This window comes from Vogesella oryzae (assembly GCF_902829295.1).
GTDB lineage: Bacteria > Pseudomonadota > Gammaproteobacteria > Burkholderiales > Chromobacteriaceae > Vogesella > Vogesella oryzae.
On the sequence record NZ_CADEPL010000058.1, the window covers coordinates 43,261 to 58,989 of the forward strand.

Below are 15,729 nucleotides of genomic sequence, written 5' to 3' on the forward strand. Positions count from 1 at the left end.
TTTTTTTTGCCGCTCAGCTGGCGCTACGGGCGTCGGCAAATCCGCGCTTGAGGTGCACCAGCAACAAAGCCACCGCCGCCGGGGTGATGCCCTGAATGCGCGAAGCCTGTCCCAGCGTTTCCGGACGGTGCTGGTTGAGCTTTTGCGACACTTCCTTCGACAACCCTTTTACCAGGCTGTAGTCGATGTCTGCCGGCAGCTTGACGTCATCCAGCTGCTCGCGGCGCGACACTTCCTCGTTCTGGCGGTCGATATAGCCCTGGTACTTGATCTGGATCTCGACCTGCTCGGCCACCACCTCGTCGGCGACCCCCTCCCCCGCCAGCGACAGTGTCATCAGCTCGCGGTAGGCCACATTGGGGCGACGCAACAGGTCGGCCAGCGAATACTCGCGTGTCAGCTTCTGGCCGACAACGCGCTCGTCCTCGCCCGGCTGGATCTTGGCCGGATGCACCCAGATGCTGCCCAGGCGCTGCTTTTCCGCCTCGACGGCATCGCGCTTGCGGCAGAAGGCATCCCACTGCGCATCGCCGACCAGGCCCAGCTTGCGGCCAACCTCGGTCAGACGCAGGTCGGCATTGTCCTCGCGCAACTGCAGGCGGAACTCGGCACGACTGGTAAACATGCGGTACGGCTCGGACACACCCATGGTGGACAGGTCATCCACCAGTACGCCGAGGTAGGCCTCGTCGCGACGCGGACACCAGCCGTCCTGCTCGCGTGCGTACAGGCCGGCATTCAGGCCCGCCAGCAAACCTTGCGCCGCGGCCTCCTCGTAACCGGTGGTGCCATTGATCTGGCCAGCGAAGAACAGGCCCTGGATCGACTTGGTTTCCAGCGTCGATTTCAGCCCGCGCGGATCAAAGTAGTCGTACTCGATGGCATAGCCCGGACGCAGGATATGCGCGTTTTCCAGACCACGGATCGAGCGCACTGCGGCCAACTGGATATCGAACGGTAGACTGGTAGAGATACCGTTGGGGTAGAACTCGTTGGTGGTCAGACCTTCCGGCTCCAGGAACACCTGATGGCTGTCCTTGTCGGCGAAGCGGTTGATCTTGTCCTCGATCGACGGGCAGTAACGCGGGCCGACGCCCTCGATCACGCCGGTAAACATCGGGCTGCGGTCGAAACCGCTGCGGATGATGTCGTGAGTCTGCTGATTGGTATGCGCGATCCAGCACGGCAACTGCTGCGGGTGCATGGCACGGTTGCCACGGTAAGAGAACACCGGCTCCGGCGTGTCCCCCGGCTGCACTTCCAGCACCGAGAAATCGATGCTGCGGCCATCGATACGCGGAGGGGTGCCGGTCTTGAGGCGGCCCACCGGCAGGCTCAGCTCGCGCAGGCGTGCGCCCAGCGTGGAGGCGGCTTCGTCACCAGCGCGGCCGCCGGTGTAGTTCTCCATACCGACGTGAATCTTGCCGGACAGGAAAGTGCCGGCGGTCAACACCACGGTCTTGGCGCGGAAGGTAATGCCGATGGCGGTTATGGCGCCGGCGACACGATCACCTTCGATCAGCAGATCATCCACCGGCTGCTGGAACAGCGTCAGATTGGGCTGGTTTTCCAGCATGTCGCGGATCGCCGCCTTGTACAGGATGCGGTCGGCCTGGGCGCGGGTAGCGCGCACTGCCGGGCCCTTGGAGGCATTGAGGGTACGGAACTGGATACCGCCGATATCGGTAGCCAGTGCCATGGCGCCGCCGAGCGCATCCACCTCCTTCACCAGATGACCCTTGCCGATACCGCCGATGGACGGGTTGCACGACATCTGGCCCAGGGTTTCGATGTTGTGCGTCAGCAGCAGGGTGCTGCAGCCCATGCGCGCAGCTGCCAGCGCGGCTTCGGTGCCGGCGTGACCGCCGCCCACCACAATCACGTCAAAGGTCGTCGGGTAGATCATAAAGTGTGTAAGGCAAAGACCGGGAAAAACGGAACCGGGTATTGTACGCCAAAACAGGATTATTGTAAGTCATTGATTTTCATCACCCTGTTTGTCACAGGGACTTCACCGCCATGTCACACCGCAGTCATGGCAACGACACGGCGCTGTCAACATCGCGCTCTAGCATGATCTGGCGACTTCATTACGGGAAAGCCACATGCAACATCTTCGCGAACAGCAGGTTCCGGCTGCGGCCGGCAAACTCGGCGTCCGCCTCGCCCGCAGCGACAAGGACATCCGCCGTGCGCAGAAGCTGCGCTATCAGGTATTTGCCGGTGAAATGGGCGCGCAGTTGGTTTCCGCCGCCGACGGCATCGACCGCGACGACTACGATGCCCACTGCGACCACCTGATCGTGGAAGACAACAGCACCGGCAAGGTAGTGGGCACCTATCGCATGCTGCCGCCATCGCGCGCCCATGCCGTCCCCTGCCTGTACTCGGAGCACGAGTTCGAGCTGAGCCGGCTGGCCGGCATCCGCCAGCACATCATCGAGGTTGGCCGCTCCTGCGTGCACAAGGATTACCGCCGCGGCGCGGTGATCGCCATGCTGTGGGCCGGTCTGGCCGACTATGTCCGCCAGCAGGGCGGGCAATACCTGGCCGGCTGCGCCAGCGTCAGTCTGGCCGATGGTGGCCATCAGGCGGTAAGCCTGTACCGGCAACTGGAAGGCAAACACCTGGCACCGCCGGAATGGCGCGTGACGCCGCACCTGGCGCTGCCGCTGGACAAGATCATCGACGATGCCGCACCGGCGCCGATGCCGCCACTGGTCAAAGGCTATCTGCGCGCCGGCGCCTGGGTATGCGGCGAGCCGGCGTGGGACCCGGATTTCAACTGCGCCGACTTCTTCATGCTGCTGCCGATGAGCCGGCTGGACCTGCGCCACCAGAAACACTTCGCCGCCTGAGCCGGCAGGTAACAACGTTGGCCGCAGGCTGACCAGGCTGCGGCCAACGTGCGTTGCCGCCACGGCGCATCGGCTACAATCGCGCCATGCGCTTCGAACTCGACACCATCGGCGTGATCCACTCGCCGTATCAGGAAAAATTCGGCATTCCGCGCCAGCCGGCGCTGGCCCCCTCTGCCCCGGTAAGCCTGGAACTGCTGCCACCGTATAACCAGCCGGATTGCGTGCGCGGGCTGGAGGCGTTCTCGCACGTCTGGCTGACCTTCGTGTTCCACGAAACCGCGGCCCGTGGCTGGCAGCCGCTGGTCCGCCCACCACGGCTGGGCGGTAACGCCAAGGTCGGCGTGTTCGCCAGCCGTGCCACCCATCGCCCCAATGCACTGGGGTTGTCGCTGGTGGAGCTCAAAGGCATCGACACCAGCAACGGCGTGGCGCTGCAACTGGCCGGCGCCGACCTGCTCGATGGCACACCGGTGCTGGACATCAAGCCCTATATTCCGTTCGTGGAAGCCAAGCCGCAGGCGAGCGGCGGCTTTGTCGACGGCCCGCCGCCGCAACTGGCGGTGCAATGGAGCGAGCGCGCCCGCGCCGATCTTGCCACCTGGCCGGACACCCCGGCATGGCTGCCGGCGCTGATCGACGAAGTGCTGGCGCAAGACCCGCGCCCGGCCTATCAGAACGACCCCGCCCGGGTATACGGCATCCGGCTAGCGCACTGCGATGTACGCTTCTGCATCACCGGCAGCGACGTGCGGGTGCTTGAAATCGTCACACCTGCCCAGAACTAATTACGGCCCGGCATTGTCCGAGCGGTTGCCTGCCTTCGCAGGCAACACACACTGGAGAACAACACATGAATTCCCGAGTGAAGACGACCGTATTGGCCATCTCCCTCATTACCCTGCTGGCCAGCCCGTTTGCCGACGCCGCCCGACTGGGCAAAGGCCGCAGCACCGGCATGCAACGCACGGCACCGACGCAAAGCTATCAGCAGTCGATTCCGCCGCGGGCACCGGCACAAGCCGCCCCCGCCCAGCAACAGCGCGGCTCCGGCATTGGTGGCATGGTTGCTGCCGGTGCCGCCGGCGCCGCTGCGGGCTACCTGCTCGGCAATGCCATGAATGACGGCAAGGCCGGCACTGGCGAACAAGGCGGCTTCCCTTGGCTGTACGTGATTGGCGGCGCACTGGCCGGCCTCGCCCTGCTGTCGCTGTTCCGCCGCCGTGCGGCCAACAGCCAGCCGCGCCCGCTGCCGCAAACACAGCAGCCGATGCACTATCAGCCGGCAGGCGCCAATGGTATTCCGCCGATCGGTTCCGGCAGCCCGCAATTTGGCGGCAGCGGCCTGACGCCTCCACCGTCCAGCCTGCAGCGGCTGCCGGATGGCACCGAGGTGCCGCACTTCCTGCGCCAGGCCAAGGCCACCTTCCTGCACCTGCAGAATCTGAACTCGGCCGATAGTCTGGAAGAAGTACGCAAATACCTGACGCCGGACCTGTTCCAGGCACTGCAGGAAGACATTGCGGCCAACACTGAACCGGCCGACTTCCCGCAGCTGGACTGCCAGGTGGTGGAAAGCACCGAGGAAAGCGGCCGCATGATCTGCAGCGTGCGCTTCCACGGCATGGTCAGCGAGAGCGTCGGCGCCGCGGCCGTACCGTTCAGCGAAACCTGGCACTATCTGAAGGATGGCAACAGCAACGGCAAGTGGCTGGTAGCCGGCATCCAGCAGAACTAAGCCATACACGGCAGACGAACAAGGCGCCCGCGGGCGCCTTGTTCGTTTGCCGCCGCCCTACCAGCAACAGCGGGCCGCCAGCAGCGCCAAGGTTGGCCGCATGTGCCTGCCACTCGGTTCGACGGCAAAAAGGGCTGCCATTGGCAGCCCTTGTCCTGATCCGCTGGCGAGCTTACTTCACGCCGGGACCGGTCACGCCATCGAAGCCCAGTGCGAACAGCGTGCTGGCTTCCTGCTCGGTTTTCACCCCTTCGGCCACCACGCCCAGACCAATATTGTGGGCAATATTGCACACCCCCTTGAGGAAGGTCTGGTTGCCCTGATGCTGCTCGATCTGCGGCACAAAACTGCCATCCACTTTCAGGTAGTCGATACCCAGATCATGCAGTTGGCCGATCAGGCTGAACTGGCGACCGAAGTGCTCCACGCCAATCTTGCACGGCAGTTCCTCCAGCGCCAGGCACAAGGCGCGGAAGCGCTCGAAGCGCGGCACCACCCCGGCTTCGGCCATCTCCAGCCACAGCCGGCTGGCTGCCTGGCGCTGGTTACGCACCAGCGCTGCCAGTTGGGCGATGAAGCCGTCGTCGTCCAGCGATTCTGCCGCCAGGTTCACCCCCAGCCCCGGACAGGCCGGGTCTGCGGCCAACTGAGTCAGCGCCATGCCCACCGCCGCCAGATCCAGCGCTGCCACGCGGCGGGTACGGATCGCCATCGGCAGGAACTGGCTGGCGGGCAGCCAGTCGTCGCCCTGTTTCAAGCGCAGCGGCGCTTCCTCATGCAGCAAACCACCATGCGCATTGCGTACCGCAAACCGCACCAGCTTGAACTCGCTGGCGGCCACCGCCTGATCCAGCAAGTGCCCCCAGCGTTCGGCAGTCAGCGCCAGCGGCTTGTCGACATTGCCGCCGGCAATTTCCACCCGCGTGCCGCCATTGGCTTCTGCCAGCGCCAGCGCCGCATCCAGTCGCGACATCACGTCGCGGATGGAATCGCCTTGCCGCAGCTCGGTCACCGCCATCGACAACACCACGGCCTCGCCGGCGAAACTGCTCAGCAAGGCCATCAATTCGTCGTGCAGCTGGGCAACCTTGTCGGCATCGAAATGGCTTTGCTGCGCCAGCAGGGTGAAATCGGCACCGTTCATGCGCGCCGCCAGACTGTCGTCACCGAAGCGCTGCCGGTCCAGCAATACCCGGCCAAACTGCGCCAGCATCTCGTCGGTCAGCGGCCGCCCCAGATGCGCATTCAGCTCGGCCAATGCGCCGATACGCATCAGCACCAGCACCTCCTGCGCCACATCCGGTTCGCCCAGCGTTGCCCCCAAGCGGCCCATGAAGTAATCGCGATTGGCCAGTGCCGTTACCTTGTCGAAATTGAGCTGCCGGCGCATCTCCTCCAGCCGGTTGGCTTCTTCCTCGAACATCGCCTTGACGCGGGTCACCATGGCATTCATGGCCTGTGCCAGCCGCCCCATCTCGGGACCATCCGGCTCCGGAATGGTGACAAAACGGCGCTGGGTAATGGCCTTGGCCTGATCCACCACCGCCAGCAGCTGGCGGCGGATGGTGCCGACGCCGATCGAGCCGATCAGCCCCACCACGATGCCGGCGATAGCCACCCAGAACGATACGGTCAGCGCTCCCTGCCACAGCGAGACATAGGCATAACCGGCCTCGCTCTCAACCTCGACAAAACCAGCCTGCATCCAGCCGCTGCTCACCATCGCCCGGGCCGGCGCAGTGGTCAGCGGGAAAATCTGGCGGAACCACTGCGGCGCGCCACCGAAGCCGGCTGCATTGAGACGCTGTACCGTGGCTTTGCCCTCCGGGTCGCGCCAGGTAATGCTGCGGAAGTGGCCCTGGTCGAACGCGGCATTGATCAGCGTCTCGCCCATCGCCCTGTCCGCGTGGTTCTGCGTGATCAGCAGCGCCAGCGAATTGGCCGCATCCGCGCTCTGCGCCGCCAGCTGTTGCTCCAGATAGTTGCGCGCGTTGTAAAGGTTGGCCGCAAGGCTACCGGCCGCCGCCAGCACCACCGCCGCCACCACCAGAAACCACAGCTGCTGAATCAGGGAAACGCGTTTCATCCTAGCCGCTCTCAATTGATAAAGCCTTCGGCTTTCATTTTGTCTATCAACTGCCGCCAGCGGGTAAGCCGGTCGACACTGGCATTGGGCGCACTGCCCCCGCCTACCCAGATACCATCACCATTGAAACTGAACACCGGTTGCAAGTCGCTGCGCTGCGACGCCGGCATGATGCTGCTGATCAGACTGTCCAGCACCAGCGGTTCCGCGGTCGGCTCCGCATAGTAGGCCAGCACCATATGCGCCTGGGTGATGGTGCTGGCCGGGCCGCCGATGCGGGCCTTGACGTAAATCATGCGCAGCTTCTGCTGCGCCACGCCCAATTCGCGCAAGGTGAAGTACTTGGCAAAAGCATAGTCTTCACAATCGCCGGCTCCCCTGCTCATCGATTCCAGCGGTGTGGCCCAGTAATCCACCTGCTTCCACAATTCGATGTCTTCCATGTAGTGCAGCCGCTGGTTGAAGAACTGGTTCACCTCGCGCACCTTCACTTCGTCGCTTTCCCTGCCCAGGCGCAGCACCAGCTGCTGCCAGTCGCGGTAAATACGCAACACCTGCGGACCGTACAGTTGCTGCGCCCGTTCCGGCGTAACGCTGGCCGTACCAAGGCCGGCAAACAGCAACAACGCGCCACAAAGCCATAGCGATAGCCATAATCGCCAACCGCCTTGCATGAAAGGCCGGGCAAATCTCGCGAAAGCTTCTATACCACCCATACAGGTCACGGCCTACGTGGAAAACACTGCCCCTCAATCTACAGCGTTTTATCTTTTACTTGACACTGCCATAAGCAGTTCCGAAAATTCCTATACTATAGCTGGTATTTAAAATACTTCGAATCAAACGGTTTACAATCTCTAGGTTTAGGTGAGGCTATCATGAACTTCCGTCGTAAACACCTCAGTGGTTATACGCTTCTGGCATTGATTGCCATGACTACTCCCGCACTGTCGCATGCCATCGAGCTGAAAGATGCCGTCATGCAGACCGTCAAAGACAACCCGGAAATCGGGATGAAGTGGTACACCTTCCGCGCCAGCGCCGAAGAAAAGGGCATTGCCCGCGCGGACTTCTTCCCGACTGTTGACCTGAGCTACACCGTCGGTCATGAGAATCTGAAAGATCCGCAAAGCAAAAACGTTGCGACCGAGAGCAGCTTCACCCGCCATGGCTATGCCGCGACACTGAACCAGAACCTGTTCACCGGCTTCCAGACCATCAATCAGCTCAAACAGCTGGACTACACTGCCCGGGCCCGCTATTTCGAGTACCTCGCTGCCGCTGAATCGCAGAGCCTTGAATCGGTACGCGCGTTCATCGATGTAGTGCGTTATAGCAAGCTGGTAGAAATCGCCGAAGAAAATTATGCCGTTCACAAAGGCATTTACGAGCAGATTCTGCAGCGGGTATCGCAAGGGGTTGGCCGCCGCGTCGACCTGGAACAGATCAATGGTCGCCTGAGCCTGGCGGAATCCAACCTGATCAACGAGATGTCCAACCTGCACGACGTGAAGGCCCGCTACGCCCGCATCATGGGTGAAGAGCCGCCGGCCGAGCTGACGCTGCCGGCGCTGGACCTGAATCTGGTACCCAGCAATGCCGACCTGATGCCGCTGGCGGACAAGAGCAACCCGAGCCTGCTGGCCGCGCGCTCGTTCTACCGCGCCTCCGAACATGACATCAATGTCCGCAAGGGCGCGTTCTCGCCGAAAGTGGATCTGCGCGCAACGCACGTCAATACCGAGAACTATCAGGCTACCGACAACAACTATCGCGATACCGCGGTCGAGCTGGTGGTCAGCATGAACCTGTTCCGCGGCGGTGCCGACCGTGCCCGCCTGCTGGCGGCAACCGAGCGCAAGGGTGAAGCCGAAGCGATGGGCATCAAGGCCTGTCGCGACATGCGCCAGCAAGTCAGCATCGCCCACAACGACGTGCTGAAGATTACCAGCCAGCTGGATGCCCTGCGCCAGCACGCCCTCTCCACCGAGAAAGCCCGCGACGCCTACCGCAGCCAGTTCGACATCGGCCAACGTACCCTGCTTGACTTGCTGGACAGCGAAAACGAACTGTTCGATGCCCGTCGTGAACAGATCAACGGCGAATTGAACCAGCAACTGGCCATCTACCGGGTACTGGGTGAATCCGGCCGCCTGCTGGAAGCTCTGCAGATCCAGCCGCAGGACAGCTCGCTCAGCCGCGCCGACGACCTGACCTACCCAACCTGCCCGACCGATTACACCGCACCGATGGCCTTCGACAAGGACAAGGTCGCTGCCCGCAACATGACGGCACCGATCGTGGCCAAGACCACACCGGCCCCGATCGTGCGTGACGTAACCGTGCGCGTGCAGGTGCAGTTCGATCTGGACTCCGCCAAGCTGCGCCCGGAAAGCATCCCGGCCCTTGATCAGCTGGTCACCACCCTGAACATGCCGGAGCTGGCCAACAAAACCTTCCGTGTAGAAGGCCATACCGATACCACCGGTGGTTTCAACCACAACCTGGATCTGTCCAAGCGCCGCGCCCAAGCGGTACGCGACTACCTGCAGAGCAAGGGCATTGCCGCCAGCCGTCTAAGCAGCGAAGGCTATGGCAGCACCCGCCTGTTGCCGAACCTGGCACCGACCGACCCGACCCATCGTCGCGTAGTGGTGGTGATTCAGGACAATTCGGCCCCGGCTGCGCCACTGCCGGTGAAAAAACCGGTGAAACGGTTGAAAAAGCCGGCAGCACCGACAAACTAAGCAACAAGGCAATAGCAAAATGGCCGGTCACTGACCGGCCATTTTTTTGTCCTGCTGCCTGCCGTAACCCGCCGGCAAGCCAAGGCACTGCGTCATCTCGCCGACCTCACCTCCTGCCTGGCTTGCGCCTGACTACAGACGGTCAAACGTCCGCCGGGCATTGGCCGAGGTCGCCGCCGCCAGTTCCGCCAGCGGCATCGCACGCAAACCGGCCAGCACCGCAGCAATGCGTGGCAGATTGTCCGGCCGGTTCGGCTGCCCCTGCGCCCACTCCGGCGGGATATCCGGCCCATCGGTTTCCAGCACGATGGCGGACAGCGGCAGGTTGGCCGCCAGGCGGCGGATACGCTGCGAACCCTGATAAGTCATCGCTCCGCCAAAGCCGAGGCAAAAACCCAGCTCGATAAAGGCCTGTGCCTGTTGTTCGCTACCGTTGAAGGCATGCGCCACCCCGCCGCGCACCCGTACCTGCCGCAGACATTTCAACACCTGATCCACCGCCCGGCGGACATGCAGGATCACCGGCAGGTCGAAATGCCGCGCCAGCTTGAGCTGGGCAAGCAGCAGCTGCTGTTGCCGCGCCGGGTCCAGCCCGGGAACAAACAGGTCCAGCCCGCACTCGCCCACCGCCACCGCCTGCTCGCGCGCCAGATAATCAGCCAGCAGTTCCAGGTGTTCATCCTGATGCTGTGCCAGATACATCGGATGCAATCCGTAGGCCGCCGCAACGCCAAACTGCTGCCGCATGGCGCGCACCGCCTCGAAGTTGGCCGCAGCCACCGCGGGGACAATCGCCTGCTCTACGCCGGCAGCGCGCGCATCCTGCCACAGCGCGTCCCGCCCGGTATCAAACTCGCCGGCATCCAGATGAAGATGGGTATCGATAAACATGGCACGCAAAATATCGGGGAATCAGGGCATGACGCGCGGCAGGACCGGGCCCGCCGGCATCTTGCTCCAGCATAGGTCATCGCACTGGCGGCAGCGATGAGCGCCGGCTGGCTTGGCGCCGCGATCGCGGCAGCCGGCACACTGCGGCCAACCAGTAACGCTCACCGGTTGGCCGCATCGGGTTACAGCAGGCGGAACGCCAGAATCGCCACCACGGTCGGCGGCACGGCAGCCAGCAGCAGGCCCAGCGGATGGACCGCCTCATCCTCGAAGTGGCCACGCAAGATGGCGATACCGGCCGGATTGGGTGCGTTGGCGATAATGGTCAGGCCGCCACCGGTCACCGCCCCGGTCACCAGCGCATATTTGAACGCATCCGACAGGCCGTCCACCAGCGAGCCGAGATAGGTCAGTGCCGCGTTATCGGTAATCGCGGTCAGCAAGGTGGTGCCGAAAAAGACCGCATCACTGCTCATCGACAGCAGCACCGGCTGCAGCCACCACTGCTGCTGCCCGCCCAGCACCACCAGGCCGGCCAGGAAGAAGGCAACCAGCAGCCCCTCGCGCAGGATCAGCCGGTCCTGGTAATGCTGGTAGGCATGCGCCACGCCCAGGAAGAACAGGAACAGCCCCATGAACACCGAAGGATGGTGGGCGAATACCACCACCGCCACCAGGAACAGCAGGTGCAGCACAATCATCGCCGCCGGCACCTTGCCGTGTGCGGCTTCGCCTTTGCCGAAAGCCAGTTGCGCCAGTTCGCGCCGGAACAGCCAGGTAGCACACAGCGCATTGACGCCGACCGCCAGCGCCGCCTTCCAGCCGATAGTGGTCATCATGTGCATCATGTCCCAGTGCCACTTGCCAGCCACCATCAATACCGGCGGCGCGGCAAAGGAGGTCAGCGTGCCGCCGATGGAAATATTGACGAACAGCACCCCCAGCGTGACGTAGCGCAGGCGCGTCGACAGCCCGCGGGCAAAGTAGCGGTCACGCAGGATCAGCGCGGCCAGCGTCATCGCCGCCGGCTCGGTGATAAACGAACCGAGCAGCGGCACCAGCGACAGCGTGGTGAGATAGAACGCCAACGCACCGGGCAGCGGCAGCAGCCGGGCCACGCCGCGCACGCCCAGCTGCGCGAACTGCAGGATGGGGCGGGTGCCGGCAATCACCATAATGGCAAACACGAACATCGGCTCGGTAAAGTTGCGCGAATCCAGGTAGGCAATGGCCGCGCCCTGCCCTTCGACCGCGAACATGAACAGGATCAGGATCATGGCCCAGAAGCCGAAAACCACCTCGACCTCGCCCAGCAGGTGCCACAAACCGGCATGAGTGGGGCGCGCGTGCGCCAGATGCTCGAAAAACTTGGTCGAGAACGTATGCAGAATGGCGATGGCAAACAGCACGGCGCCAGTCATCTGGATGATGCTTGGTGTCACAGACTCTCCTCTATGTTGTGTTTTGCCCGACAGTGCAACCGCCGGTCAGTGCCCGCCATCCGTGGCGACGGGCTTGTCGCTAGCGTTCGATTGTATTGCCTTGCCGGCATGTCGCGCATCCGCACACCACGGCGGCCGGCGAACTAGCCGAGCTTGTTGTCGGCAATCCGGTAGTGCGGATCTTCGAATTCGTCCACTTCCACCATGCCCTTGGCCTTGTCCAGCAACTCCAGACAATCCGGGCTGAGGTGACGCAAATGCAGCGTCTTGCCCAGCTGCTGGTAGCGCAGCGCCAGAGTATCAATTGCCTCGATCGCCGAATGATCCATGACCCGGGCGCGGCGGAATTCGATCACCACGTGCGGTGGATCGTTCCTGGGGGTGAACAGTTCGCTGAAGTTGGCCACCGAGGCAAAAAACAGGCTGCCTTCCAGCTCGTAGATTTTCCAGTCGTGACCATCGCTGCGGGTGCGGACGGTAATCTGCCGCGCATGCTGCCAGGCAAAGACCAGCGCGGCGAACACCACGCCGCACAGCACGGCAATCGCCAGATCGGTAAACACCGTGATCAGCGTCACCCCCACCACGATGATGGCGTCCTGACGCGGAATCTTGCGCAGCGCCTGCAGGCTGCTCCAGGCAAAGGTCTTTTGCGACACCACAAACATCAGGCCGACCAGTGCGGCCAACGGGATCATCTCGATCCAGCGAGACAGGAACAGGATGAACCCCAGCAGCAGCAGCGCGGCCACCACGCCGGACAGGCGGTGACGGGCACCGTTGTTGATGTTGATCATGCTCTGGCCGATCATCGCACAGCCCCCCATGGTGGCGAAGAAACCGGCCACCACGTTGGCCGCACCCTGTGCCAGTGACTCGCGGTTCGGCTGGCCACGGCTATCGGTAATCTCGTCCACCAGCGTGAGGGTCAGCAGCGACTCGATCAGGCCGATGGTCGCCAGAATCAGCGAATACGGCACGATGATGTACAGCGTTTCCAGCGTCAGCGGTATTTGCGGGATATGGAACTGCGGCAGGCCGCCGGCGATGGAGCCCATGTCGCCAACCGTCTTGGTGTCGATCCCCAGGCCCGCCACCAGCGCCGCCACGATCAGGATGGCGGCCAGTGCGGACGGGATGACCGTGGTGACTCTGGGCAGCAGGTAGATGATCGCCATGGTCAGCGCGATCAGCCCGCCCATCACCAGCAGCTGCTGGCCGTTCATCCAGTGGCCGGCCAGTTTGAAATGCCCGAACTGGGCGAGGAAGATCACGATCGCCAGTCCGTTCACAAACCCCAGCATCACCGAATACGGCACCATGCGGATGAACTTTCCAAGCTTCAGGGCACCAAACAGCAGCTGGAAGACGCCCATCAACACCACACTGGTAAACAGGTACTCGACGCCATGCTGCTGCACCAGCGAGACCATCACCACGGCAAGTGCGCCGGTGGCACCGGAAATCATGCCGGGGCGGCCGCCGAATAACGCGGTAATCAGGCAGATGAAGAATGCCGCATACAGGCCGGTGAGCGGGCTGACGTGGGCAATCAGGGCAAAGGCGATTGCCTCCGGCACCAGCGCCAGGGCAACGGTCATACCGCTCAGCACATCGGTCTTGATGGCAAGGCGGCTCAGTCGGTTCTGCAACAAAAATGTCTCCGGGGGCAGGCGCGACAGCCTTCATCGCGCCGTGAATCAGCGCGTCGCACCCAGGTTGTCAAAACTGTGCATGGGTAGCGCCGATAGCGGAAACAAGCCACAGAAAACGTGAGCGTCTACAACAGACAGAGTCGATAGATTTGGCAAAAACGATATTTTGCTACAAAATTAATTGTCTGTCTGCAGTAAGCATTGGTATAAACATCAATAAAACAAGTCACTAGGATGGGTACTGTCAGAGGGTAACGCGGCCTGGTCCGCCACCCGTACTCCATAGCAAAGCGCTTGTACGAATTGCAGGCAAGAACGAGAGAGCATTAAGGGGGGCATCCGCCCCCCTGTTTTTTTTGCCTGCCGCCTACTGCCGCTAGCGGCCTCCAGCCTTACCTCACAGCGGTTCGCCGCCGTGACGGAAGCGCTGCAGCGCTGCATCCACCATGCTCTGCACACTGCCGCGGGCGTCATAAACATCGCGCAAGCCGGTGGCATCATTGCCGCGGTACACAATACGCTCGATGTGCTCCAGTGCCGCCTCGCATCCGAGCTCCGCGGCACTTTGCCGCAGCCGGCGCAGCGTCGTCAGGATGTCTTCCCGCAGCGATATCTGCTCGTAACTCTTGGGATGGACCACACTGCCATCCAGCCCGAAACGGCAGGCCTGGAACCGGTTGTAGTTGTAGACCAGGTAGTCATCCTCTGCCGGCATCGGCTCCTCCCCCTGCAGCAGCATGTGGCACAAGGCCTGTAAATAGCAGGCGATGGCCGCGGCACGTTCTACTGTCAGCGGGGTGTCACACACGCGCAGCTCGATGGTGCCGTACTCGGGTTTTGGGCGGATATCCCAGTAGAAATCCTTCATGCTCTTGACCACGCCGGTACGTTCCATGCGGGCAAAGAAACTGTCCCCGAACGCTTCCCAGTCAAGAATGAACGGTGCCCGGCCACTAAGCGGAAAGGCGAATACCGAATTGAGCCGCGCCGAATCGAACAGGGTATCGTGCCCCTGCACAAACGGCGACGAGCCGGACAGCGCGATGAAATGCGGCACATAACGGTTCAGGGCATGCAACAGGAACAAGGCCTGGTCGCCGCTGGTACAGCCGACATGCACATGTTGGCCGAAGATGGTGAACTGCTTGGCCAGATAGCCGTACAAGGCACTGACTTCGTGAAAACGCGGCTTGGAGAAAATCCGCCGCTCGCTCCACAGCTGGAACGGATGGGTGCCACCTCCACAGATGCCGACATTGAGCTTGTCCGCGGCTTTGACCAGGGCATCGCGGATATCGACCAGTTGTGCCAGCAGCTCGTCGTAGCGGGTCTGCACCGTGGTCGAGATTTCGATCATGCTCTCGGTGATTTCCGGGGTGATATTGCCGGGAAAATGCGAGCGTTCGATCAGCTCCAGAATATCGGGGCTGGCCGCCGTCAGATCGAAGTCGCTGAGACTGACCAGCTGCATCTCCAGCTCTACCCCCAGACTGAGGGATTGCGAGGTTGTGAATACTTCCAATGCCATGTCATGACCTCCGTTGGCGCGGAGACTCGCGGGCCAGTAGCAAGGCCAGCGTAGTCAGCAGTGGGCCACCGATTTCCAGCACCAGCGCCGCCGCCGCGAGCGGGGCCAGCTGGTCGACCAGCTGGATACCGATGTATTTACTCTGCTCCAGCAGCAGAATGACGAAAGCCGAAATCGGCATCATTGCCATCCCCACCAGCGCCCCCTTGCGCCAGGTCGTGCCGCTGGCGCGGGCGAACAGCACGATACCGGCCATCTTGGCCGCCGCACGGACCAGTACCAGCAGCAGTCCGGCCAGCAAGCCATCCAGCACCCGTGGCCACTCCAGCGTGCTGGCAATGAACACAAACAGGAACACCGACAACAGCTCCCCGAGCACGCCGAACCCGCGCTCGGAAGGGCTGAGCACCAGCCGGCGGTGACGAGCCACCAGCCCGAAGACCAGCGTGGCAAGCACCGGCGACAGCTTGAGACTGTGCGTCAGCATCACCAGGCAGATCACCCCGATGGCAAACGCCATCGTACTGTCATGGCCCGGCCGCTTGCAGGCATTCAGCCAGGCCGGCAGCAATACCCCCAGCAGCCCCCCCAGCAACGCCGACAGGCCCAGCACCATGAAACTGCTGTACGTCGCCTGCCACAGGTTGCCCGAGGTACGGAACACCACCAGCCCGACAATGATCTTGAAAGCGAACACTGCCAGCACACAGTTGAAGGCCGCCAGATGCAGCACCCGTTCGGTCACCTGCCCCGAGCTGTTCTCGTCGTTGATCACCCGCAGCAC

General features: G+C 62.7%; 12 protein-coding genes. 4 read left to right on the top strand and 8 right to left on the bottom strand.

The annotated features are described in order from the left end of the window. Positions 1-13: 13 nt before the first annotated feature. Entirely contained in the window at positions 14-1,906 is a 1,893-nt protein-coding gene (gene mnmG / locus HU218_RS16680; protein ID WP_174876071.1) for a tRNA uridine-5-carboxymethylaminomethyl(34) synthesis enzyme MnmG, read from the bottom strand. A 199-nt stretch (positions 1,907-2,105) separates the two neighbouring features. Here mnmG and HU218_RS16685 point away from each other — a divergent pair, with 199 nt between their 5' ends. The 3 genes from HU218_RS16685 to HU218_RS16695 all read left to right on the top strand — a co-directional run bounded on the left by HU218_RS16685 (position 2,106) and on the right by HU218_RS16695 (position 4,596). Further along, on the top strand, positions 2,106-2,858 hold the full coding sequence (locus tag HU218_RS16685; RefSeq protein WP_174876072.1) for a GNAT family N-acetyltransferase: 753 nt from the start codon (positions 2,106-2,108) through the stop codon (positions 2,856-2,858). Between the two features lie 86 nt (positions 2,859-2,944). Beyond that, entirely contained in the window at positions 2,945-3,646 is a 702-nt protein-coding gene (gene tsaA, locus HU218_RS16690; protein WP_174876073.1) for a tRNA (N6-threonylcarbamoyladenosine(37)-N6)-methyltransferase TrmO, read from the top strand. Between the two features lie 65 nt (positions 3,647-3,711). Continuing rightward, positions 3,712-4,596, top strand: coding sequence for a Tim44 domain-containing protein (locus tag HU218_RS16695; RefSeq protein ID WP_174876074.1), 885 nt, complete (start codon positions 3,712-3,714; stop codon positions 4,594-4,596). A 172-nt stretch (positions 4,597-4,768) separates the two neighbouring features. Here HU218_RS16695 and HU218_RS16700 read toward each other — a convergent pair whose 3' ends face one another. Continuing rightward, positions 4,769-6,682, bottom strand: coding sequence for a bifunctional diguanylate cyclase/phosphodiesterase (locus tag HU218_RS16700; protein WP_174876075.1), 1,914 nt, complete (start codon positions 6,680-6,682; stop codon positions 4,769-4,771). Between the two features lie 11 nt (positions 6,683-6,693). Next, on the bottom strand, positions 6,694-7,356 hold the full coding sequence (locus tag HU218_RS16705) for a transglutaminase-like cysteine peptidase (protein WP_174876076.1): 663 nt from the start codon (positions 7,354-7,356) through the stop codon (positions 6,694-6,696). A gap of 204 nt (positions 7,357-7,560) precedes the next feature. Between HU218_RS16705 and HU218_RS16710 the strand changes: the two genes are divergently transcribed. Continuing rightward, positions 7,561-9,429 carry a TolC family outer membrane protein gene (locus HU218_RS16710; RefSeq protein ID WP_217450864.1) on the top strand — a complete coding sequence of 623 codons (1,869 nt, stop codon included), beginning with the start codon at positions 7,561-7,563 and terminating at the stop codon, positions 9,427-9,429. A 132-nt stretch (positions 9,430-9,561) separates the two neighbouring features. On the opposite strand, the gene HU218_RS16715 is transcribed toward HU218_RS16710, so the two are convergent. The 5 genes from HU218_RS16715 to HU218_RS16735 all read right to left on the bottom strand — a co-directional run. Beyond that, the gene (locus HU218_RS16715; RefSeq protein ID WP_174876077.1) at positions 9,562-10,320 is read right to left on the bottom strand and encodes a TatD family hydrolase; all 759 of its coding nucleotides are present in this window, start codon (positions 10,318-10,320) and stop codon (positions 9,562-9,564) included. Positions 10,321-10,502: 182 nt separating this feature from the next. Continuing rightward, positions 10,503-11,762, bottom strand: a complete 1,260-nt coding sequence (locus tag HU218_RS16720; RefSeq protein WP_246211384.1) for a putative Na+/H+ antiporter — start codon at positions 11,760-11,762, stop codon at positions 10,503-10,505. A 143-nt stretch (positions 11,763-11,905) separates the two neighbouring features. Further along, positions 11,906-13,417 carry a SulP family inorganic anion transporter gene (locus HU218_RS16725; RefSeq protein ID WP_246211390.1) on the bottom strand — a complete coding sequence of 504 codons (1,512 nt, stop codon included), beginning with the start codon at positions 13,415-13,417 and terminating at the stop codon, positions 11,906-11,908. Between the two features lie 397 nt (positions 13,418-13,814). Then, positions 13,815-14,945, bottom strand: a complete 1,131-nt coding sequence (locus tag HU218_RS16730) for a YbdK family carboxylate-amine ligase (RefSeq protein WP_174876078.1) — start codon at positions 14,943-14,945, stop codon at positions 13,815-13,817. A 1-nt stretch (position 14,946) separates the two neighbouring features. Next, positions 14,947-15,729: cation:proton antiporter domain-containing protein (locus tag HU218_RS16735; protein WP_174876079.1), on the bottom strand; the 783-nt coding region annotated here is incomplete at its 5' end.